Raw genomic sequence first — 20,402 nt, 5'->3', positions numbered from 1 at the left:
ATTTCAATTGAAAGACATCCCTATATCTGGAAAAATTCCAGAGTTAGAAATTGCTATCAAGGCTGCAAAAGAAGCAGGTGATGCAATTCTAGAGATTTATCATGGTGACTATGAAACATCTACTAAAAATGATGATTCGCCGATTACAGATGCTGATCTAAAAAGTAATGAAGTTATTAAAAAAATCCTCTCACAAACTGCACATCAAATTCTATCTGAAGAAGACAAAGATGATCTGAATAGATTGACTCAGGAGATGATTTGGATTGTAGATCCATTAGATGGAACTTCGGATTTTATTGACAAAACTGGAGAATTTACAGTAATGATATCATTAATCAAAAATAAAAAACCAATTCTTGGAGTAATAGGATGGCCAACTGAAAAAACATTGTTTGTTGCCCAAAAAGGAAGTGGTGCATTTAGATTTTCAAATGATAACTGGGAGAAAATATCTGTAACACAAATTTCAGAGATTCCTAAATGCAGAACTGTAGGTTCAAGACATCATTTATCAGAGAAAGAAAAATCATTCATTAAAAAATTAGGTGTTGAAGATTTTACAAGTATAGGAAGTTCATTAAAAGTTGGAAAGATAAGTTCGGGTGAAGCTGAAGCATACATTACAACTACAAATAAAATGAAAGAGTGGGATTCAGCAGCTTCATATTGTATAATTTCTGAAGCTGGTGGAAAAATGACTGACATGTTAGGAAATGATATCACATACAATAACAAAGATGTATTTCATCAAAATGGAATTTTGGTAACAAATGGATTAATCCATGATAAAATAATTGAAGAATTTAAAAAATTAGAGTAGGTTTCTTCCTTTGAGGAAGTCCTTGACTTTGTTTGCACTGTCTGAAAGTGAGTCATGTTCGGTATCTACTACCAAATCTGCTTTCTCAGGAGCTTCATATGGATCATCAATTCCTGTAAATCCTTTGATTTCCCCTTTTCTTGCTTTGGCATACATACCCTTGACATCTCTTTCTTCACATTTTTCAAGTGAACACTTTACATAACATTCAGCAAACTGATCACCTGCATCGATAATTTTTCTTGCATTTTCTCTATTCTCAAGATATGGAGAAACAAGAGATACTGCACTTGGAACACCATGTTTTAACAAAAGCTTTGCTAGATGAGCAACTTTTTTGTTGTGTTCATCACGTCCAGCTTTTGAGAAATCTTTTGGAGAGAACCATTCTCTTAGTTCATCACCATCAAGCATTGCCAAATTTGGAATATCTTTTTGCAAATCTTTTACGATTGTGGTCTTTCCTGAACAAGGAAGACCAGTCATCCAAAGAATGAAAGGTTTCATGAATAAAATATCTGAATTACCCATAAAGAGCTTACGTTAGTTTTTTGCCCAAGGTTGCTTTTCTAAATAATCGATCTCTGCAATTAATTCTTCTACTTTTTTTACTATCGCAAAAACTGATTTGTATTGTTCATACATTTCAATTTCTTCTTCTTTTGATAATATATTTGCCTCTGCATCATCAAAGAATTTGTTTTCTTTATTGAGATGATCATTTAGAAAAATAGCATAAGTTCTCAAATATCTTGAAACTGGTTCTTGTGCATCCTCACCATCCTTCCATCTTTTTAGATGATGTGAAATTTGTCTTGCAATGTTTCGTCCAAACTCATGTTCAATCATAAATTTTCGAATTTCTTCTTTGAGTGAATCATAGCTTGCAACACATGGAAAATACGAATCTTCTTCTCGTGAATGATGAATTGTATCAACAAATTCTGAAATCACTATGGTAATTTTTGTTAGATCTGAGAATGGAATTTTAGTACCCTTGTATAGTTCAGCAGCACATTTTGAGACTATTTTTTCTAAACGTCTAACTTGATCATGATCTGCACGTAATTGATTTGTAGCACTCATGATTTCTAGTCTCAATTATGTTATTTAAAAATCAGTAAAGAGCCTAGAATTATTAAAATAATCGAGTTTAACTTTTATCCAGATGAATTTACATTCAGTCATAAATGGATCTCATAATATTATCAATTTTGAATTTATTTACTGGACAAATAGGAGATATAGTTCCAATATCAAATTTTGATCCAAGTATAATTTTTGATAAATTTGCAGAGTTACAAAATTCTATTGGGACATTATCAAATCATAACGGACCAATTGCTGAAGCTCATGTGATTTTACTTGCAGCAGGTGTAGTTATTTTTCTGGGGGTAGCAGGTGAGGCATTCTTTAAAAAAACAGGTATTCCAGATGTAGCATTTTTAATGATTTTAGGTGTAGTTATTGGACCGGTTTTTGGTTTAATCCAGCCAGAAGCTGTAATTCAAGTTGTTCCATATTTTGCAGCTCTTGCACTAATTATTATAATGTTTGATGGTGGATTAAATCTCGACATTAAACATGTAATCAAAACTGCACATTTTTCAGTGACACTTGCAGTTCTAGGTTTTATTTTATCAGTTGTAATGATTACTCTTGCTGCACATTTTGCATTAGGATGGTTATGGTTGGAAAGTATTCTTTTAGGATCTATAGTTGGTGGAAGCAGTTCAGCAATTGTATTTGGTTTAGTTAGAAATGTCAAAATTTCAGAAGAAACAAAATCAATGCTGAGTTTTGAATCTGCACTTACTGACATTCTAGCAACTATAGTTGCATTCATTTTATTTGAAGCAGTATTAGCAGGACATTTTGATATTCAAACTTTACAAGAAACCATAGGACGAGCAGTTGTAGTTGGTCTTGTACTAGGATTTGGAGTTGGAATTCCTTGGATGTATGTTTCTACAAAACTTGGAAATGCTCAACACGCCTATATGCTTACATTAGGAGTTTTGTTTGTTTTATTCTTCTTGGCCAATTCATTTGGAGAATCAGGAGCATTAACTGCACTAGTATTTGGTTTAATGATTGGGAACAAGAGTCACCTAGCAAAAGTTCTCAGATTCAAACTACCTAAAATTGAGCTTGATGATCCGACACACAATCAACTGACATTTTTGGTAAGATCATTCTTCTTTGTATTTGTAGGATTGATGGCAAGTTTTGGACAAATAGAGTATCTAATATTTGGAGTTTTGATTACAATTGTTGTTTACTATGGAAGAATATTAGTTGGAAAGATCACATTAACAAAAAGATTTTCACTTTTGGATAGAGCTGTAACAAATTCTATGATTCCCAGAGGATTAGCAGCTGCAGTACTTGCAACATACCCAATTACTATGGGATTGCCTAATGCTGAAGCATATCCTCAGCTAATTTTCTTTATTATTTTGTCATCAGTGATAATTACAACAATCGGATTAGGAAAATCCAAGAAAATTCCTCCACCAGAATCTGTTGAAGGTGGATTTGTGAAACCTGAAGATGATTCAAAAGATGAGGGCTCGATAGTAGTTGAAAAACTATCTGATGTTCCTATAGATGATAATATCGAAGGTGGATTTGTGAAACCTGAAGATGATTCAAAAGATGAAGAATTTAAAAAATAAAACTAGGCAGAACTAGGCAATTTTAAAAAATCTTGTGCCTGTTGTAGAATTTGTTTTGAAGATTCTTTTTCAAATAATGAGTGATTGATTTACAACTCTAGTGATTCTTTGAGACCTTTGTACCTATTTCTAATGGTTACTTCAGTAACATTTGCAGCCTCTGCGATATCACGCTGAGTTTTATCCTCACCATTTTTTACACATGACAAGTACAATGCTGCAGCTGCTAGACCCATTGGATCTTTTCCTGCAGATACCTCGTTTTCTTGTGCCATTTTCAAAACTTTGGTTGCATATCGTTTTGTTTTCTCAGCAATCCCAATTCTACTTGCAATTCTTGCAACACATTGCACAGAATCAGTTACAGGCATTTTCAAATCCAATTCTTTAACTAATAATCGATAACATCTTGCAATGTCTTTTCTTTTGATGTTTGCTGCTTGTTCTACATCCTTTAGATTTCTTGGAGTTGAAGTATCTCTACAAGCTGCATAAAGTGCTGATGCCATTAATGCTGAAATGGAGCGACCTCTAACCAGTCCTTTTTCAAGAGCTTTTCTGTAAATGTAAGCTGCTTTTTCAATTACAGAATCAGAAATTGCTAGTTTGTCTTTTAATCTGTTTAATTCACTAAATGCTTGTCTGAAATTTCTATCAACAGGTTCATGAACCTGACTTCTGCTATCCCAAGTTCTTAATCTCTCAATTGTACTTTTCATAGATGCTGAAAGTGGTCTTCCTGATGCATCTTTGTTTATAGGATTGATAATGGTTGCAAGACCCATGTCATGCATTGTTAGTGATGTTGGTGCACCGGCTCTTGCTTTGTTGCCACCTTCATCTTGTGTAAAGGAACGCCATTCAGGACCTGCTTCTTGGAGTTTTTCAGTAATAACAAATCCACATTTAGAGCAGAACATTTCTCCAGACTCATTGTCAGTAACTAACTTTCCTTGAGCACATCGTGGACACATTTCTTTTGTTTTGCTAACCATGGATGATTCTGGAATTTTATGCTGTTTGGTATTTATGAATCATCAACTTTTTTTATAAAAATTAGGCATGAAAACAGGAAAAATTGTCAAAATTAGGAATTTAATTTTTCTTTAATTGAGAGGATATATTTCTCATTGTACTCATTGAAGAGTTGAATTTTGTCTTGAGCCAAGGCCATAGCACCAGGTCTACTATTCACATGAGCTTCAGCAGCTTTTTGATCATCTAAGAGTTTTTCAAGATTCATTTTTGGGGTAGATTTTAACTCCTCAAGCAAGGTTACAAGTTCATTTTCAAAATTATTTTTACTATCTGGAATTGCAGGTGGATCAGCACCAATAATTTCTTTTGTTGTAATTTTTCCAAATACTTTTTTATCTAATTCAAGCAATAATGAAATGTAAAAATACTGATATAAATTCAATTTCATTTTATTTAAAATTGAAAAAGTGAGTGCAGTGCAATCATAGGTTTTATCTTTGGATAATTTTACACTATTTCATGACTTATTGTATAGGTGAATGCAAAAAATACAAGGCAATAAAACCAACAGAAATTGGTAGGTATGCTGCAGGGCAAAAAAGATGTAATTATTGTGAAGTATTTGTAGAGTACGAAGGGATAATCTGCCCATGTTGTAATAGACAATTAAGATGTCTTCCAAGAAGTAGAAAAGGTAAAGAAAAGTACATGGCCCAAATTGTAAGATAAAAAATCATGCCTAAGAATTAAAGTTCTACTTATATGAAATCAATACAAGTATAGTTATGGCAATTCCTGCAGACGTGGAAGAATTTGTTGAAAAGCATATCAAATTAATGATTTCACAGACTGAGACATACTTGCCATTTATCAGAGTAGCATTTCCGTACTCTAATAATATTGCAGATGGAGTTTACAACCTAATTATTGGAAGTGCGTTGTCTGTATTTGTAAATCAATTTGCAATGAAAATGAAATATCCAACTGCAGATGACTTTACTGATTTTGGAAAAATTGCTCTAAAGTATAGAGATCAAGTTGATCAGTTTTTTAAATAATTAAGCCAATTCTCCTAGAAAATGAATTGTATCATTTGTTACTACGACAGTTCTGTCTTTTGGAACATGGTATAATTTTTTTGAACCATTTGATGATTGAACAATTAGTTTTGAATAGGGATCTTTAAGTGATTTGTAAAGAATTCCTTTATCTCCAACTGATTGAGACCAGTGATTTCCTTGTACAAAAGAAATTGTTTGAAACTTTACAACTTGATATGAATAGACCATTTCTATTAATTATTAACAACTGCACTCATTAATGACTTTCCACCAATTAGTGCAGCAATGGATAATCCAACATTTGCAAGAAGGTTAATAGCTAGTGTGCCATAATGATGGTTCTCTAAAAGATTAGTAGAATCAAGTGCAAATGACGACATTGTAGTAAGTGAACCACAAAATCCTACAGCTGCAAATAGAGAATATCTTCCATCGATTTGCCAATGTTGAGACAAAACAATGAATGCTCCGAGAATAAATGCTCCTAGTATGTTAACTATCAAAACATTAAGTGGTAATGTATTGAAAAGCAAAGGTGATTCAGTTACTTTGTATCTTAGAAATGCACCTAGTACTGAACCTGCTGCAAGAAAAACAAACTCTAGCCCTTTCATCTACTCAATAGAGACAATTTGAGAGTATTAGTGCTATTTGGAGTGTAATTAGGCTTAATTTGTGCCTAATTTTGTATAGATGAAGAAAGATGTGTCTATAGTTTTTATAGGTTCAATATTTTTGCCACACTGAATGACATTAAAATTAAGATGTGAAGATTATGGTTTTGAATGTGATTACATTCTAGATGAAGAAAAAACTATAGGTCTCATTGAAAAATTAAGAAATCATTTTGAAGAAGAACATGGAATTGATTATACTGTTGAAGCAGTTACTCAAATGATTACAAATCGTGGACATTCTTTAGAATCAATTAAGAAATAGATATTTTCTTACAAAAAATTATTTTCATTTTTAACATTTATTACAATGTGTGTTGTATTGGAAACAAGAATTTTATTTTATCAAAAAAATAGGAATTTTTCGTTTGTAAAGTTTAGTTTTGTATACAAAATTACCTGAATCATATTATTTTTATTTTATAATCGCCTACAGTAGTTGATAGTGGTAGAAAATTATTCAAACGATTATGATGTCAAGTGTCAACTAGATACTTGCAAAACCTACCCTGCAATAACAGATTCTGAAAGAGGAGAAATTGTTTGTGGGGGTTGCGGTCTTATCCTATTGCAAAATATGGCTGACGCATCATATGAAAACAACGGTTACAACTCTGAAGACTTTATGAAACTAGCAAGAACAGGTCCTGCTACATCACTAACAATGCATGACAAAGGACTTTCAACTGTGATTGGTACGAATAAAGATTCTTCTGGAAATTCATTATCTAGTAAAACAAAATATGAATTCAATAGACTACGAACTTGGGATCAACGAAGCAAATCAAGAAAAACTGCAAGTTTAAGCAAGGCTTTCACAATGCTTCATGGAATGAAAACAAAACTAGGAATCCCAAATAATGTTGTAGAAAATGCAGCCTACATTTACAGAAAGGCAGTTAGCGCAAAGCTAACTAGAGGAAGAACAATGAATTCCTTGATTTCAGCCTCGTTATATGCAGCCTGTAGGGAAAACAACATTCCAAGAACATTGGATGATATTGCAAAGGCTGGAAATGTTGAAAGAAGAATACTCTCTAGAGATTTGAGAACCATAATCAAAAAGCTTGAATTGAATCTTAATCAGTACGATACTGCTTCGTTTATCTCAAAGATCTCAAACAACATGAATCTAAAAGAAAAGACAAAGCGAGATGCATTTGAGATACTAGCACGCTCTGAAAAAGAACAGATTACTGCAGGAAAACACCCAGTAGCACAAGCTGCTGCATCATTATACATTTCATGTATTATGAATGGCGAGAAAATTAGCCAAAAAAAGTTTGCAGTAGAATCTGGAGTAAGTGATGTTACTATTAGAAACAGAGCAGTCTTGATTAAGAAGACACTAAAGCTAATTGAGTAGATAATCCTACAATTTTATTGTAGGAGCAAATATTTTTTCATAAATTATTTCTTTAAGCTGATTTGCCAACTCCATAATTACATGAATTTGTTCCAATGTGATTTCTTTAAGACTTTGTATAGAATCATTTAGTTCAGAAATTTCTGCTTGTAATCTTAGCTTCTCATTTTTTAATGAAGATATTTGACTTTGTAGATTAGAGTTTTGATCTTTTAGATTATTATTTTCTTCAGTTAGTCGTTTCACTTTTTCTGAATCAGTTTCTTCTGGAAAAGGATCTGGTGCGGGTGCAGGATCTGGCATTCTAATTGGTTCTGGAGCTGGACTAGGTTGTGGAATTTGTGGAGGTTCTGGTTCTTGTTCAGTTTCAAATGCTAATGAAATTTGTACAAGACTAACAGATACGAGTATAGCAATCATGCCAAAAATGAGACTAGATTTCATGTTATAATTTCACAAAGAGTTTATGACATTTTTGTATATGAATATGATTATTAATTTCTAAGAATGAAAAAGGGTTACTTATAGAAATCAGGCTCTTGATCTCTTTTTTGTTTTGGAAGATCCTCCATTACAGCTTGAACCACTTCGTTGTGATTGTATGTTAAATGTCTGAGAAACTTTGCAGACTCGTCTGCTCTAGTTTTGTCATCAGCAAATAACATTTCAGGACTACTTAACCCTGTCATCATTTCGTTGCACTCTTTGCAGGGTTCAAAGTCAAGATAGAGTTTCATGGTTATTTCTCATTTTTCTTAGTATTTAGACTATTTTATGGATTGAGGTATAGGTGCCTCTTTCTTTCGAGGCTTTACCTTTTCCACAGCGTCAACTAGATCTTTCTGAGTAATTTTGATCTCTTTGACGTTTTCTGATTTGCCAGAAACATATCTCTTCAAAGCAGTAATTGCTGCTCTGTTTGCGACTGCTGCAATCTCAGCACCACTAAAGTCATCAGTTAACTTTACAATTTCTGAGATTTTAACATCACTTCCAAGAGGTTTACTCTTTGTATGAATCTCAAAGATGTGCTGTCTTCCTTTTTCATCAGGATTTGGAACTTTGATGATTCTATCAAATCTTCCTGGTCTGAGAAGAGCCTCATCTACAATATCTAATCGGTTTGTTGCACCAATTATCAAGACGTTGTTTAGTTCTTCTAATCCATCAATTTCTGTAAGGATTTGAGACACTACATTTTCTGTAACATGTGAATCAGAGCCTCCACTTCCTCTTCTTGGAACGAGTGCATCAACTTCATCTAAGAATATGATACATGGAGCTGCTTGTCGTGCTTTTCTGAATATTTCTCTGACACCTTTTTCAGATTCACCTACCCATTTTGAAAGTAGTTCAGGACCTTTGATACTGATAAAATTAGACTCTGTCATTTTTGCTAGAGCCTTTGCTATCAGTGTTTTACCAGTTCCTGGAGGACCATGAAGTAAAATTCCCTTTGGAGATTCTACATCAACATAATCATATGCGTCCTTGTATTTAATTGGCCATTCAACAGCTTCTTTGAGTTCTTCCTTTAATTCATCTAAACCACCAACGTCATCCCAACTTACGTTTGGAACTTGGACTTGTACTTCTCTTAGTGCACTAGGGCTGACTTCTTTTAGTGCATCTCTAAAGTCTTCACTTGTGATTTGGATTTTTTCAAGTATCTCTGATGAAATTTTTTCTTCATCATAGTCAATCTCAGGAAGAATTCTACGAAGTGATTTCATTGCAGCCTCTTTAGATAAGATTTCCAAATCAGCTCCTACAAATCCATGGGTAGTTTTTGAGATTTGTTTTAGATCTACTTTCTTATCAATTGGCATACCACGTGTATGAATTGAAAGAATGTCTAATCTTCCTTCATCATCAGGAATTCCAATTTCAATTTCTCTATCAAATCTGCCTGGTCTTCGAAGTGCTGGATCAATTGAGTCTGGTCTGTTAGTAGCTGCAATTACAACAACTTTACCTCTAGACTTCATTCCATCCATTAGAGTAAGTAATTGTGAAACAATTCTTTTCTCTAGCTCACCTGAAACTTCATCTCTTTTTGGAGCGATTGAATCAATCTCATCAATGAAAATTATGCTAGGAGAATTTTCTTCAGCTTGGGTAAAGATTTCTCTGATTCTCTCTTCACTTTCTCCATAATGTTTGCCCATGATTTCAGGACCACTTAGGGAGATAAAGTGAGCATTTGTTTCGCCAGCTACTGCTTTTGCCAGTAGGGTTTTACCAGTACCTGGAGGACCATACAAAAGTACTCCTTTTGGTGCTTCCACGCCTATTTTATCAAATAATTCAGGATGTCTCATGGGTAATTCTACCATTTCACGAATTTTCTGAACCTCGTTTTTTAGGCCTCCAAGTTCATCATATGTGATTCTTGGATATGATGAATCAACTGCTTTAGTCATTGCACCAAGCTTGAATACAGTGTTTTCTGTAACCAAAACTGGTTTAGATGGTTTTGTGCTTGTAACAACAAATTGAACTCTTCCGCCCATCTGGGTGTTAAGAGATATTGAATCCCCTGTTGTAAACACATGATTAAGGTAATTGTAAATCATGTATTCTTGCAATCCTTCTGCAGCAATCTTTTCAGTTGGTGACAAAATAATTTGTTCAGCATTTACAGCTTCAACTGTTTTTAGTGAAATTTTATCACCAATTCCAGCTCCAATATTTTGTCTTGTCATTCCATCTATTTTGATAATACCTGAACCATATTCTTCAGTTGCACCGGGCCAAAGTTTTACATGTGTTTTTTTATTGAATGTTAGTTCTAATATTTGTCCTGTATTCCATTTTTGATCTTCAATAATTTTAGGATCAACTATAGCTCTACCTCTTCCAACATGTTGTTGCGGACTCTCTTCAACTTTTAAAGTTATTTCACTCATATCATTTCCTCAAAAATAAAGAGAGGGGTTTATTCAACCTCCACCGTTTTGCCTTTTGGTTTTTCCTCTTCAACTAATTTGAAGACGATTTCTAAAACTCCATTTTTGTATGAAGCTTTTACAGAGTTTTCGTCAACGTTATGTTGTACAGGAACTTTGACATGATATTTTTTATCATCATGTTCTGCTGAAAGATCTACTATCTTGTTTTCAACAACAATTTTGACATCAGATTTTTCAACTCCTGGCATTTCAGCTATGAGCTTTACTACCTTTTCTTTATCGTCGACAATTGTGTCAACTAGTGGTTCTCGTTTATCAGAAGTTGGCAAAAGGCCTGGTTTAACATTTCCATACTCCTTTACAACAGGTTTTCCATCAGGACCAACGGTCATTGTATAACCGTAATAAAATGGGCCAGATTCAGAACCATTTCCCTTGAATTCCTCAAAAATGTCATCTATATTGAAAAAAGAGTTTGACATTCGTTTGAAGATTCTATCAAATTCACTATCAAAGAACATTGTCATATTCACCTATAGTATGTAATGTATATGACATTATATAAAGATTATGTGTATTTCTTTGATTTCTTACATAATCCTATTATAACTGACATAATATAATAATCTTAATGAGGACTACAAACATGTCCATACCAGAAGTTGTACGAGAAATCATCACGAGGAATCGTTCAATTTATGATTGCATGAAGATGGATTTGATCAACTATACAGCGCTGGCAGTAAAGATTCAACCCGAGATTGAAAAAATTCTAGGAAATTCAGTTAATCTCAATACCGTAGTTGTTGCAATCAAAAGATATGCAGATTCATTTGAAATCAAGGATGAAGTCAAAGATGAATCAGTTTTGAAAAATGCAAGATTGGCTTTGACTGATGGAATAATGGATGTAAAGTTTTCAATTAAGGATTCAAATGAAATGGATCCAATGGTAATTTTAGATAAATTCTCTAAGGTAACTAACAATTATGATTTTTTCAGACTATCTGATTCGTTTAGATTTCTAGCTGAAGATATGGATGATATTAGACAGATTTTCAGTAATGTTCCAGAAAATGATGATATGTTTAGTACTGGTCTTGCAAAAATCAGAATTTCAATCCCCAATGCACAAAATCAATCAGATGTAGTATCCTATGTAGCCGAAGTATTACACGCAAATGGAGTAGAATTGGTAAACGCATTTTTCAGTCAGGATAATATCACAATTATTCTAAATGAAAGGGATTCTTCTAGGGCTTATGATATTTTACATTCAGATATTATGAGAACTTAAGCATAGTAGTGAATTTACTGAAAATTATTCTTATAGCATATATTCACCCCATTTGTGGAAAGGACACGATTGGCCAGAAATAAGAAAAAAATAGTGATTTTGGGAGGAGGATTTGCTGGAGTAGAATGTGCCAGGCAATTAGAAAAAGAATTTGGCAATAATCCTGAAATTGAACTAGTAATGGTAAGTGAGGATAATTTTCTATTATTTACACCAATGTTGCCACAGGTAGCTTCTGGAATGATTGAAACAAGACATATTGTTTTACCAATTAGAACTATTTGTAAAAAAACAAAATTTTATGAGGGCAGAATCAAAAACATTGATCCTTATGGAAAACTAGTTACGCTATGGGGAACAGGAGATAAAAGAAGCATCTCAATTCATTATGATTTTCTAGTTGTTGCATTAGGTAGTGAAACTAACTTTTTTGGAATGGCAGATGTTGAAAAAAATGCATACACAATGAAGACACTCAATGATGCTGTTGTGTTAAGGAATAGAGTTATCGATATGCTAGAACAAGCAGAAAATGAAACAAATCCAATACTTCGAAAAAGTTTTTTAAATTTTGTAGTTGTTGGAGGAGGATTTGCAGGAATTGAAACTGCTGGTGAATTAATGGATCTTTTATTGGATGCAAGAAAACATTATCCTACAATTCTCAAAGAAGATCTCAAAGTAATTGTTCTAGAGGCATTAGGTATGATTTTACCAGGATTTAATGCAAAACTAGCAGACTTTGCTAAAGAAAAGATGGTAGAAAGAGGAATTGACATTAGACTAAAAACTGCTGTAACTAGTTTTGATGGAAATGAAGTTACTACAAAATCATTAGATGAACATCTAAAAGATTCAATCGATACATCTGAAATTGATTCTGTAATGACAAAAACATTGATCTGGACTGCAGGAGTTACTCCAGTTAATACCATTAAAAGATCAATGTTCAAAACGGAGAAAGGAAAACTCATTGTAAATGATTACTTAGAGGTTACAGATTTCCCTGGAGTATTTGCTATTGGTGATTGTGCATTACATATAGATCCTGAAACACAAAGACCATTGCCACCTACTGCTCAAATTGCAGAGGCTCAAGCAAAAACTGCAGCTAAAAATTTAATTTCATTAATTAAAAATTCTACAAAAGAAAAATTTGTTTATCATTCTAAAGGCCAAATGGCAATCATTGGAAAAAGATCAGGAATTGCCACCTTTTTGGGTATGAATATTTCTGGATTTTGGGCTTGGTTAATTTGGAGGAATGTATACCTATCAAAAATTACAACGTTTGATAAAAAAACACGTGTATTCCTTGATTGGGTAATAGATTTGTTCTTTGATAGAGATATCTCTAGACTAAAACTAATGAAACGTGAAACAGAAAAAGAATACAAGCTTCTTGATGAAGTAGATGATGTTTGGTAAAAAAAATTATTTTCTAATTTTATAGATAATTATTACAGGTGCTACAAAATACATTCCAACATTCATCAAAATGATTCCAATACCATAAGATAACATTTCTTCCTCAGAATCAATTTCAGCATGATTTAGAATTGATAATGAAGATAACATTGGAGTAAGTGAAAGTTTTACAAATTCTTTGAAGAGAGGATGTTCACGTTCCATATCAGCAATTACAGGAGAAAATGAGTAATAGAATTGGTTAAATCCACTCATAAAGGCAGTTCCAGATGCTGTTGATAAAATTGTATTATCTCTAAGCTCTCTGAGTTGTTGAACTTGTGGTGCAAGCTCTGAACCAAATGTTGCAGTTGCAATTAGACATCCACCGCCTTCTTCAGTTGATGACTCATCTGTAGAATCACCATTAGATGAACCCTCAGTTAATATCTCAAAAGAATCAAGTGTCTCTTCAAAACTTGAAAGTTGGGATTTGAAATCGCCTAATCCATTACTGTAAGCTAGAGTATAGAATTTTTCAGTATCATAAATCATTACTTCTTTGAATCGTACATTGAAATTTTCTCCATTAGATGAAAAATATCCTTGAGCTTCAGTAACATATGCCTCATATCCATTAATGATAGTTTTTTTCTGTGAACTTACTTTGAGATTTCCTGCTTCAATTACAGGTTTGATTGTTTCAAGTTTTTCAGCAATTAGATCATCTAATGTCCTATCACCAGTTTCTTGTACTGTTAAAGAGATTACAGGATTCATTGATCCTGTTTTAGGTCCAACTGCTACAACATCAGGTGCATTTGCTTGTGTTTTATCTGGAGTTTGTAATAACCATCCTTCAGGAACACTAAATCCTATTTCATGTTCAGTGCTTTCAAATTGTTGATTAACAGTTGAAGATGTTGGTGTTATAATAGATTCAGTACGAATTGGTGCATCTAATTCAAGTAGATTAGAAATTTCAGAGCGATTAATTGTTGTAGCTTTTGTGATTTTTACTTGTTCAGGATCTTGTGGCCTGTCTTGAGATGCAGTATCTACTGATGCAATTTTATCAAGTGTCTCAAAACTTTCTTGGGTTACAATTCTACCAAATACAGTATATTGTTCATCTAGAAAATTTGAATCAGCATGAACAATGAAAAATTGTGAACCTCCACTGTTTGGATCAGCAGATCTTGCCATTGAGACTATTCCACGATTGTGTTTTATTGTGTTAAATTCAGCATCTACGCTTGTGGTTGGTCCACCTGTTCCCCATGTACTAGGATCACCATCAATTGTGTTAGGATCTCCACCCTGAATCATAAATCCAGGAATAATTCTATGAAATAAAACTCCGTCATAAAATCCAGATTCAGTTAAGCTAATGAAATTCTCAACATGGTTTGGTGCATCCTCAAAAAAGAATTCAATTACAATAGTTCCCTGTTCTGTTTCTAACACTACTAATTTGTCATCAAATTGAGCAAATGCAGTATTTCCTAAACCAATTAAAAGTAATGAAGCTGATAATATCAAAAATATTTTATTCAATAATTTTTTCCATGGGTGCTCACTTAAAAGCTAATTGTATTAGTTTTTAACAAAGTCTAATAATTCTACGAATATGGAACCTGAAGAAAAGATTCAGGCACATTTAGTTTCAGTGTGGAGAGAATCTAAAAAGTTCTTTTCAATTGGTGGAAAAGAAGGCATGTTAGTATTAACAGACAAGCATTTGATGTTTGTTCATAAAACTGAATCCAAGATGAATTGGTGGAAAGCAATTACTCAAAGACAAGTGATTAATTTTATCAAATCAAAAAATACAATGATTCGTCATGATGGGTATAATGAAGAAGATTTGATGAATGATTGTGAAGATGAGAGAAATGTTGAGTTGGGTTTTGATGATATTTCAAGTATAAGTTTTACAGAAAAAGATTGGGGAAGTTCATTACAATTAGAGTATCAAAAAGATGGAAAAGATGAGAAATTTCAATATTCAATAGCCCAAGATTGGGTAAAATATCCTGCAAAAGAGCCTACAAAATACATGAAAGTGGATTGGGAGCCTTTTGTGCAATATATTAAAGACAGGCAAAAATTTACGAAGTAAACTTGAAAGTATATGCTGTAGGTGTTGGGCCTGGTTCTCCAAAATATGTGACAGAAATTGTTAAAGAAATAGTTCAGAATTGTGATGTTGTTATAGGTTACAAGTATACTCTAAAAACAATTGAAGAATTGATTGTAGGAAAAGAAATCTATGAAATTACTATGAATGATCAAGAAGACTCTTACCAAAAAATTCTTCCCGAGCTTGGCGATAGAACTTTAGTAATACCATTTACCGGAGATGTAAATTTTTCAGAATCGGAAGTAGTAGATAGATTAATAGAAATTTTTGGTGAAGTGGAAATTGTACCAGGAATTAGTTCAATTCAAGTTGCAGCATCAAGAGCTAAAGTTCCTCTGGATAAATCTAAGGTGATTACAATGCACGTTACAACACCAATTGAAGATAAAAAATTGGAATTGCAAAAGGCACTCATTGATGGTTTTAGTGTGGTTTTGGTTCCAAGACCTTGGCCTAAACAACCAGACAAACACTTCATGCCTTCAGAGATTGCAGTTTATCTTCGAGAGCATAATTTTAAAACAGAAAAAATGAAAGTTCATGTTTTTGAGGCAATTACTACTGAGAATGAAACTAGTTTTGAGGGAACAGTGAAAGAATTGGAAGGAAAAGAATTTTCTGACTTGTCTGTAATGGTGTTTAATCAGGTCAGTCTTGATTCATACATGAATTATAGATGGCAATGGGAAAACTAGTTTCCGAGGTTTTGTCCTTTACCTAATACTAGACTGTCTGAGGCTGGAAATACATAGGCTACAATCTTCATCCATGGGTAATCAGGATCATACAATCTGTAGAATCCTGCATCATCAAATGTAATTACAACAGAATCTCCTGGCTCAACTGCACCTGTAACTATTCTATCATCTGGAGTAAATGGATTATGCCGATCCCCATAGTTTTCTTTTCCACTAATAATACTATGAGAAACTAAATCATTATTTACTATTATAATTGAAGAGCCAGGTTCTACTGAAATTCTATCATGAGAGAAAAATCCTAATCTTGTAGAACTTGATTGCTGTCCAGGAGCTGCATTATTAGAAATTCCTTGAGTTGAGGAATATTTGAGAATGTGAATTATGGTTTCATCAGATGTTACAGATTCTGATGAAACAGAATCTATTTTAGTTAAACTGGATAGTTTTGTAGTGTAAATTACTTTGTAAGTATCATCTGAGGTTGTTATTCTACCTGTAAATCCGTAAACTGCTGCATCTTTACTTTCACTAACTAGTCTTCCAAAAAAGCTAATTGATGTATCAAATCCACTTGAACTTTCGATTTCACCATTAATTCTAATATATTTTCCTTCACGTAAAAATTTCCCTTCTAAATTAGAAATTAGGAATTCTTCATTATCTAATGTGATAAATCCATCTTCTGTTTGAAAGTTAATCGTACTTCCACGTTGATCTTGTGAAGATAAACCTAAATCAATTTCAGATATTCTGATAATTTCTTCAGTTACTGCAAAGCCCGAACCCTCTAAAAGGAATGCTTGATTTTCAGAAATTTCTGCAAATGCCTCATTTACAAAATATCCTGATGAAACTACAAGTAAAGCTAGTAATGTAATGGCTGCCCTCATGGTTAATTTCTCGTCTAATTTGGTTTATAATTTGCTACTAAATTATTTTAGACTGATTAGGCAAATCCATAGGTAAAACAACTATTCGAATCCAGGCATGTTCATCAACCCTTGTTCTTGAGCTAATTCGATCATGTAAAATTCCAGATATCCTCCAGCTAACAAAAGTCCAGTTACAATTCCAATTTCTATAAGAGTTGGTTTGAGTAATGGCATCAAATCTATTTTTTTAACTACTGCTCTAATCAAAATAAAACTCCTAGAAATTCCTAAAGAGTATGCAACAAGCTCCATTAATCCAAATGGAGATAAGAAAAGAATCGAAAGGGGATGTATTTCAGCAATTTGTGGTGCAGTTAGTGCAATAGATGCAAATGCAAAGCCCGTAGACCATGCAGAGAATAGTCCCCATGCAACACCAAATCCTGGAATAAACATTGGTAATGCTAAAGTCAAATTATGAGTGAATATTCCAAATGCATCAATATCTAAAACTAGTTCTTCAAATTCTGCCATGAAGGCATTTGCTTCTTCCTCAGTGACATTTGACATTGAGCCAATTTGATATGCTGCTGCAAAAAGTCCTAGAAATACAAAAAATGTGATTATTCTAATTTTATTCACATTGCGATACCTCATGAACAATATTTGAGGGTTGGTGTAGGCGCAGATTTAATTAAACCAGATGATATTTTTGGATATGAAAAAGGAACTCACCTTTGCATTAAACTATGCATTAAACAAGGGGTTTCAGATCCATCCAGATGCTTTTAAAATCTTAGAAAATGTAGATGTAAGAAAACTTGAAAAAATCATCAAGGAAATTGTTAGAGAAAAAACAAAACAAAAATTATTTCAAATTAATCAAGATGATTTAGAGACATATCTTGGAATTAAGGAGGATTCATCTTTACAAAGTGAAGTTAAGGTATTGTCTGATCCAACTAACAAGATCACATCAGGAGAGGGAGTCAAAGGATACAATGCATTATTTTCAAGTCGATTTAACAAACTTAAACGAATTATCTCAGATAGGCCCGAATCAAAGATGCTCAAATCTGCAGCATCATTGAAAAATGCAAAAATTGAAGATGACTTGTATGTATGTGGATTAGTTACCACAAGGAATTCTGAGAGAAATATAACAAAGATTGTTCTTGAGGACCCTTCAGGCTCCTTTGAGGGCATAATTTTTGATGAGGAATTGCAGAAAACCGCAGGAACTCTTCTGCTAGACCAGTTTGTAATGGCAAGAATAGGTTCAGCAAAAAATTCAGGATATATCATTAAAGATTTAGTTTTGCCAGATCTTCCAGAACAGGCAAAGAACAAATCAGAGAGTGAGGCATATGCCGTGTTTCTTTCTGATCTTCATATTGGAAGCAAGTATTTCATGGAGGAAGAATTCTCAGATTTTGTATCATGGATATCTAGTCCGGACCCAGTTGCTAGAAGAATACGATTTGTCCTAATTGGTGGAGATGTGGTAGATGGAGTAGGAATTTACCCCAACCAGAATAAAGAATTGGTTTGTCAGACAATTCAGGAGCAATTAAAAAAAGCAGAAGATTTGATTGATAAAATTCCAAAGAATGTCAAAATCATCATAATGCCTGGAAACCACGATCCTGGAAGAAGAGCCCTACCACAACCAGCAATTCCTAAAAAATACAATTCTGGTTTATGGGAAAGGGAAAATGTGATAATGGTAGGTAATCCTTCTGTGGTTTCATTAAATGGTGTGATTGTTTCAATGTTTCACGGTCAAAGTATAGATGATATTGTAAAGACCACACCAGGTCTGAGTTATGATCATCCAACAAATGTAATGAAACACCTACTTAGAGCACGACATCTTAGTCCAATTTATGGCAGTCAAACCCCAATCGCGCCTGAAATGGAGGATCTTTTGGTAATTCAAGACATTCCAGACATCTTCCATGTAGGTCATGTTCATAGAGCACAATTGGATATGTACAAGGGAATTTTATTGGTAAACTCTGGCTCTTGGCAAAAACAAACACCATTTCAGGCAAGTGTTGGAATGACTCCAAATCCAGGTATTGCTATTATGGTAAATTTGAAAACTTTCCAAGTTTTCCATCAAAATTATAGTTCTAATTTAGACAATGTCTTGCAAAGTTAGATCTTCTTTGAATGTTTTTTTTATCATTTCAGATGATATTGTTAGTTTGAATTTTTTTGTCCTTCCATGAATTCCTTGATGGATTAGTCTTCCAGAGATTAATCCAGATAATTCTATTTCACTAAGCATTTGAGTGATTCTTCTTTGGGTAAGCTCATCTTTTCCAACTGTCTTACAGAGATTTTTGTATAAAGAATAAATTTCGCCTGTGGAGGACCCATTTGCCTTCATTATTGCGATAAGTACCAATTTCTCATGAAGTGGGAATGATTTGAGGGATTTTTCCTCTTTATTTTCTTCCATTTTTTGAGAGGCTTCTCGGACATGGTCAATTGTAACTTTGTCGGATTGTTGCCGTTCTGCAAGTTCCCCTGCTACCCGAAGTAAATCGATAGCTCTACGGGCATCCCCATGTTCTCCGCCAGCAAGTGCGGCAATGAGATTTAGGGCTGGTTCTTGTACTGAATTTTCAATAAATGATTCATTGATTCTTTCTTCAAGAATTTTTTTAATTTGTTCAACATCATAATTGGTAAAGACAATCTCTTCTTCCCCTAAACTGCTAATTACACGAGGATCCAATTTTTCTTTGAATGTTAGGTCGTTTGATATTCCTACCAAAGTAAGAGAGCCTTGGGTAAGACGTTCATTTGCTCGGGTTAATTGGTATAGAATATCCTTTCCTGTTTTTGCTACTAGTTGAGCCAGATAATCAATTTCATCAATTACAAAAATTGCATTAAGTTTTCCCTCATCAATTTTGTTTAGTAGTCTTTTGAAGACTTCGCTGATTGCGAGTCCGGTTGTGGGTAATTCCTTCTCTTTTAGGTCTAATTGCCTGCCTAAACTGACCAATAATCCGTATAATGTGGTCTCTTCTTTGGAATTTGAATATACAAGTTTAATTGGAAAATTTGATTTTTCTACCCTTTCTTGGATTTTTGAAAGTACTTTTTTAACTACCAAGGTTTTCCCGGTTCCTGGTTTACCATATACTAGAAGATTTGACGGTCTTGATTTTTTTAGAATTGGTAGTAGAGATTGGGTGACTTGTTCTTGTTCAGTTTTTCTATGAAGAATAATATCTGGAATGTATGTAAAATGAAGAATATCACGATTTTTTATAATCGATTTTCCTGATTCTGCAGCATCTAGTAAATCATCTATCGGATCAGACATACTCACACACCTTTGTTTCCTGTCAACACTAACACAATCATATCTGAATTAAGAGAGTATAGAATAGAATAGTAATAGTAGTTTAGTTTGTAATTAATTATTTTTAGTTAGTTTTAGATTTTCTATTAAAAAAAATTAAAGAAAAAG

General features: G+C 33.4%; 25 protein-coding genes. 11 read left to right on the top strand and 14 right to left on the bottom strand.

All coding sequences use genetic code 11. The features are described 5' to 3' along the window. Nucleotides 1–7 precede the first annotated feature (7 nt). A complete protein-coding gene (locus C5F47_RS00125) occupies nucleotides 8–823 on the top strand; it encodes a 3'(2'),5'-bisphosphate nucleotidase CysQ family protein (RefSeq protein WP_179360871.1) in 816 nt (271 codons plus the stop codon). On the opposite strand, the gene cysC is transcribed toward C5F47_RS00125, so the two are convergent. After that, nucleotides 815–1,330 (bottom strand): adenylyl-sulfate kinase, encoded by a 516-nt coding sequence (cysC, locus tag C5F47_RS00120; RefSeq protein WP_179360870.1) that lies wholly within the window; start codon nucleotides 1,328–1,330, stop codon nucleotides 815–817. The genes C5F47_RS00125 and cysC overlap by 9 nt on opposite strands. Nucleotides 1,331–1,366: 36 nt before the next feature. Then, nucleotides 1,367–1,909 (bottom strand): hemerythrin domain-containing protein, encoded by a 543-nt coding sequence (locus C5F47_RS00115; RefSeq protein WP_179360869.1) that lies wholly within the window; start codon nucleotides 1,907–1,909, stop codon nucleotides 1,367–1,369. Between the two features lie 104 nt (nucleotides 1,910–2,013). On the opposite strand from C5F47_RS00115, the gene C5F47_RS00110 reads away from it, so the two are divergent. Then, on the top strand, nucleotides 2,014–3,501 hold the full coding sequence (locus tag C5F47_RS00110) for a cation:proton antiporter (RefSeq protein ID WP_179360868.1): 1,488 nt from the start codon (nucleotides 2,014–2,016) through the stop codon (nucleotides 3,499–3,501). Between the two features lie 89 nt (nucleotides 3,502–3,590). Here C5F47_RS00110 and C5F47_RS00105 read toward each other — a convergent pair whose 3' ends face one another. Together C5F47_RS00105 and C5F47_RS00100 are read right to left on the bottom strand one after the other, a co-directional pair. Next, entirely contained in the window at nucleotides 3,591–4,496 is a 906-nt protein-coding gene (locus C5F47_RS00105; protein WP_179360866.1) for a transcription initiation factor IIB, read from the bottom strand. Nucleotides 4,497–4,588: 92 nt separating this feature from the next. After that, nucleotides 4,589–4,888, bottom strand: coding sequence for a hypothetical protein (locus C5F47_RS00100; RefSeq protein WP_179360865.1), 300 nt, complete (start codon nucleotides 4,886–4,888; stop codon nucleotides 4,589–4,591). Nucleotides 4,889–4,998: 110 nt separating this feature from the next. Here C5F47_RS00100 and C5F47_RS00095 point away from each other — a divergent pair, with 110 nt between their 5' ends. Next, nucleotides 4,999–5,208 carry a hypothetical protein gene (locus C5F47_RS00095; protein ID WP_179360862.1) on the top strand — a complete coding sequence of 70 codons (210 nt, stop codon included), beginning with the start codon at nucleotides 4,999–5,001 and terminating at the stop codon, nucleotides 5,206–5,208. Nucleotides 5,209–5,264: 56 nt separating this feature from the next. Beyond that, on the top strand, nucleotides 5,265–5,537 hold the full coding sequence (locus C5F47_RS00090; protein WP_179360861.1) for a hypothetical protein: 273 nt from the start codon (nucleotides 5,265–5,267) through the stop codon (nucleotides 5,535–5,537). Here C5F47_RS00090 and C5F47_RS00085 read toward each other — a convergent pair whose 3' ends face one another. Both C5F47_RS00085 and crcB read right to left on the bottom strand, forming a co-directional pair. Further along, nucleotides 5,538–5,768, bottom strand: a complete 231-nt coding sequence (locus tag C5F47_RS00085) for a hypothetical protein (RefSeq protein ID WP_179360860.1) — start codon at nucleotides 5,766–5,768, stop codon at nucleotides 5,538–5,540. 5 nt (nucleotides 5,769–5,773) lie between these two features. Beyond that, nucleotides 5,774–6,154: a fluoride efflux transporter CrcB gene (crcB, locus tag C5F47_RS00080; protein WP_179360859.1), complete on the bottom strand. Its 381-nt coding sequence runs from the start codon at nucleotides 6,152–6,154 to the stop codon at nucleotides 5,774–5,776. A 133-nt stretch (nucleotides 6,155–6,287) separates the two neighbouring features. On the opposite strand from crcB, the gene C5F47_RS00075 reads away from it, so the two are divergent. Further along, nucleotides 6,288–6,479: a DUF1059 domain-containing protein gene (locus C5F47_RS00075; protein WP_179360858.1), complete on the top strand. Its 192-nt coding sequence runs from the start codon at nucleotides 6,288–6,290 to the stop codon at nucleotides 6,477–6,479. A 180-nt stretch (nucleotides 6,480–6,659) separates the two neighbouring features. After that, on the top strand, nucleotides 6,660–7,580 hold the full coding sequence (locus tag C5F47_RS00070) for a transcription initiation factor IIB (RefSeq protein WP_179360857.1): 921 nt from the start codon (nucleotides 6,660–6,662) through the stop codon (nucleotides 7,578–7,580). 6 nt (nucleotides 7,581–7,586) lie between these two features. Here C5F47_RS00070 and C5F47_RS00065 read toward each other — a convergent pair whose 3' ends face one another. The 4 genes from C5F47_RS00065 to hsp20 form a co-directional block, all read right to left on the bottom strand. Beyond that, entirely contained in the window at nucleotides 7,587–8,024 is a 438-nt protein-coding gene (locus C5F47_RS00065) for a hypothetical protein (protein WP_179360856.1), read from the bottom strand. Between the two features lie 74 nt (nucleotides 8,025–8,098). Further along, nucleotides 8,099–8,317: a hypothetical protein gene (locus C5F47_RS00060; protein WP_179360855.1), complete on the bottom strand. Its 219-nt coding sequence runs from the start codon at nucleotides 8,315–8,317 to the stop codon at nucleotides 8,099–8,101. A 30-nt stretch (nucleotides 8,318–8,347) separates the two neighbouring features. Next, nucleotides 8,348–10,489 carry a CDC48 family AAA ATPase gene (locus C5F47_RS00055; protein WP_179360854.1) on the bottom strand — a complete coding sequence of 714 codons (2,142 nt, stop codon included), beginning with the start codon at nucleotides 10,487–10,489 and terminating at the stop codon, nucleotides 8,348–8,350. A gap of 29 nt (nucleotides 10,490–10,518) precedes the next feature. Beyond that, nucleotides 10,519–11,019, bottom strand: a complete 501-nt coding sequence (hsp20, locus tag C5F47_RS00050) for an archaeal heat shock protein Hsp20 (protein ID WP_179360853.1) — start codon at nucleotides 11,017–11,019, stop codon at nucleotides 10,519–10,521. Nucleotides 11,020–11,138: 119 nt separating this feature from the next. On the opposite strand from hsp20, the gene C5F47_RS00045 reads away from it, so the two are divergent. Together C5F47_RS00045 and C5F47_RS00040 are read left to right on the top strand one after the other, a co-directional pair. Further along, nucleotides 11,139–11,789, top strand: a complete 651-nt coding sequence (locus tag C5F47_RS00045) for an ACT domain-containing protein (RefSeq protein ID WP_246271109.1) — start codon at nucleotides 11,139–11,141, stop codon at nucleotides 11,787–11,789. Between the two features lie 69 nt (nucleotides 11,790–11,858). Beyond that, complete coding sequence (locus tag C5F47_RS00040) at nucleotides 11,859–13,217, top strand: NAD(P)/FAD-dependent oxidoreductase (RefSeq protein WP_179360851.1); 1,359 nt, start codon at nucleotides 11,859–11,861, stop codon at nucleotides 13,215–13,217. A 6-nt stretch (nucleotides 13,218–13,223) separates the two neighbouring features. On the opposite strand, the gene C5F47_RS00035 is transcribed toward C5F47_RS00040, so the two are convergent. Next, nucleotides 13,224–14,753, bottom strand: a complete 1,530-nt coding sequence (locus C5F47_RS00035) for a peptidylprolyl isomerase (protein ID WP_179360850.1) — start codon at nucleotides 14,751–14,753, stop codon at nucleotides 13,224–13,226. 73 nt (nucleotides 14,754–14,826) lie between these two features. Between C5F47_RS00035 and C5F47_RS00030 the strand changes: the two genes are divergently transcribed. Then, the gene (locus C5F47_RS00030) at nucleotides 14,827–15,318 is read left to right on the top strand and encodes a hypothetical protein (protein WP_179360849.1); all 492 of its coding nucleotides are present in this window, start codon (nucleotides 14,827–14,829) and stop codon (nucleotides 15,316–15,318) included. Nucleotides 15,319–15,320: 2 nt separating this feature from the next. Further along, complete coding sequence (gene cbiE / locus C5F47_RS00025) at nucleotides 15,321–16,034, top strand: precorrin-6y C5,15-methyltransferase (decarboxylating) subunit CbiE (protein ID WP_179360848.1); 714 nt, start codon at nucleotides 15,321–15,323, stop codon at nucleotides 16,032–16,034. On the opposite strand, the gene C5F47_RS00020 is transcribed toward cbiE, so the two are convergent. Further along, nucleotides 16,031–16,930, bottom strand: a complete 900-nt coding sequence (locus C5F47_RS00020; RefSeq protein WP_179360847.1) for a cupredoxin domain-containing protein — start codon at nucleotides 16,928–16,930, stop codon at nucleotides 16,031–16,033. The genes cbiE and C5F47_RS00020 overlap by 4 nt on opposite strands. A gap of 81 nt (nucleotides 16,931–17,011) precedes the next feature. Further along, entirely contained in the window at nucleotides 17,012–17,482 is a 471-nt protein-coding gene (locus C5F47_RS00015; RefSeq protein ID WP_179361725.1) for a stage II sporulation protein M, read from the bottom strand. Nucleotides 17,483–17,630: 148 nt separating this feature from the next. Here C5F47_RS00015 and C5F47_RS00010 point away from each other — a divergent pair, with 148 nt between their 5' ends. Beyond that, nucleotides 17,631–19,076 (top strand): DNA-directed DNA polymerase II small subunit, encoded by a 1,446-nt coding sequence (locus tag C5F47_RS00010; protein WP_179360846.1) that lies wholly within the window; start codon nucleotides 17,631–17,633, stop codon nucleotides 19,074–19,076. Here C5F47_RS00010 and C5F47_RS00005 read toward each other — a convergent pair. Beyond that, the gene (locus C5F47_RS00005; RefSeq protein WP_179360845.1) at nucleotides 19,053–20,255 is read right to left on the bottom strand and encodes a Cdc6/Cdc18 family protein; all 1,203 of its coding nucleotides are present in this window, start codon (nucleotides 20,253–20,255) and stop codon (nucleotides 19,053–19,055) included. The genes C5F47_RS00010 and C5F47_RS00005 overlap by 24 nt on opposite strands. Nucleotides 20,256–20,402 lie beyond the last annotated feature (147 nt).

Source organism: Nitrosopumilus cobalaminigenes (genome assembly GCF_013407145.1).
GTDB lineage: Archaea > Thermoproteota > Nitrososphaeria > Nitrososphaerales > Nitrosopumilaceae > Nitrosopumilus > Nitrosopumilus cobalaminigenes.
Note: the sequence above shows the minus strand (reverse complement) of the source record. Positions and strands in the feature narration are given on the sequence as shown.

What these genes read in the sequence shown, in the direction of transcription:
- C5F47_RS00055 (WP_179360854.1), bottom strand. Translation starts at nt 10,489, where the DNA reads ATGAGTGAAATAACTTTAAAAGTTGAAGAGAGTCCGCAACAACATGTT.
- C5F47_RS00115 (WP_179360869.1), bottom strand. Translation starts at nt 1,909, where the DNA reads ATGAGTGCTACAAATCAATTACGTGCAGATCATGATCAAGTTAGACGT.
- hsp20 (WP_179360853.1), bottom strand. Translation starts at nt 11,019, where the DNA reads ATGACAATGTTCTTTGATAGTGAATTTGATAGAATCTTCAAACGAATG.
- C5F47_RS00015 (WP_179361725.1), bottom strand. Translation starts at nt 17,482, where the DNA reads ATGTCAAATGTCACTGAGGAAGAAGCAAATGCCTTCATGGCAGAATTT.
- C5F47_RS00060 (WP_179360855.1), bottom strand. Translation starts at nt 8,317, where the DNA reads ATGAAACTCTATCTTGACTTTGAACCCTGCAAAGAGTGCAACGAAATG.
- C5F47_RS00010 (WP_179360846.1), top strand. Translation starts at nt 17,631, where the DNA reads ATGAAAAAGGAACTCACCTTTGCATTAAACTATGCATTAAACAAGGGG.
- C5F47_RS00045 (WP_246271109.1), top strand. Translation starts at nt 11,139, where the DNA reads ATGTCCATACCAGAAGTTGTACGAGAAATCATCACGAGGAATCGTTCA.
- C5F47_RS00090 (WP_179360861.1), top strand. Translation starts at nt 5,265, where the DNA reads ATGGCAATTCCTGCAGACGTGGAAGAATTTGTTGAAAAGCATATCAAA.
- C5F47_RS00110 (WP_179360868.1), top strand. Translation starts at nt 2,014, where the DNA reads ATGGATCTCATAATATTATCAATTTTGAATTTATTTACTGGACAAATA.
- C5F47_RS00105 (WP_179360866.1), bottom strand. Translation starts at nt 4,496, where the DNA reads ATGGTTAGCAAAACAAAAGAAATGTGTCCACGATGTGCTCAAGGAAAG.
- cysC (WP_179360870.1), bottom strand. Translation starts at nt 1,330, where the DNA reads ATGAAACCTTTCATTCTTTGGATGACTGGTCTTCCTTGTTCAGGAAAG.
- C5F47_RS00065 (WP_179360856.1), bottom strand. Translation starts at nt 8,024, where the DNA reads ATGAAATCTAGTCTCATTTTTGGCATGATTGCTATACTCGTATCTGTT.
- C5F47_RS00030 (WP_179360849.1), top strand. Translation starts at nt 14,827, where the DNA reads ATGGAACCTGAAGAAAAGATTCAGGCACATTTAGTTTCAGTGTGGAGA.
- crcB (WP_179360859.1), bottom strand. Translation starts at nt 6,154, where the DNA reads ATGAAAGGGCTAGAGTTTGTTTTTCTTGCAGCAGGTTCAGTACTAGGT.
- C5F47_RS00095 (WP_179360862.1), top strand. Translation starts at nt 4,999, where the DNA reads ATGACTTATTGTATAGGTGAATGCAAAAAATACAAGGCAATAAAACCA.
- C5F47_RS00075 (WP_179360858.1), top strand. Translation starts at nt 6,288, where the DNA reads ATGACATTAAAATTAAGATGTGAAGATTATGGTTTTGAATGTGATTAC.
- C5F47_RS00005 (WP_179360845.1), bottom strand. Translation starts at nt 20,255, where the DNA reads ATGTCTGATCCGATAGATGATTTACTAGATGCTGCAGAATCAGGAAAA.
- C5F47_RS00085 (WP_179360860.1), bottom strand. Translation starts at nt 5,768, where the DNA reads ATGGTCTATTCATATCAAGTTGTAAAGTTTCAAACAATTTCTTTTGTA.
- C5F47_RS00020 (WP_179360847.1), bottom strand. Translation starts at nt 16,930, where the DNA reads ATGAGGGCAGCCATTACATTACTAGCTTTACTTGTAGTTTCATCAGGA.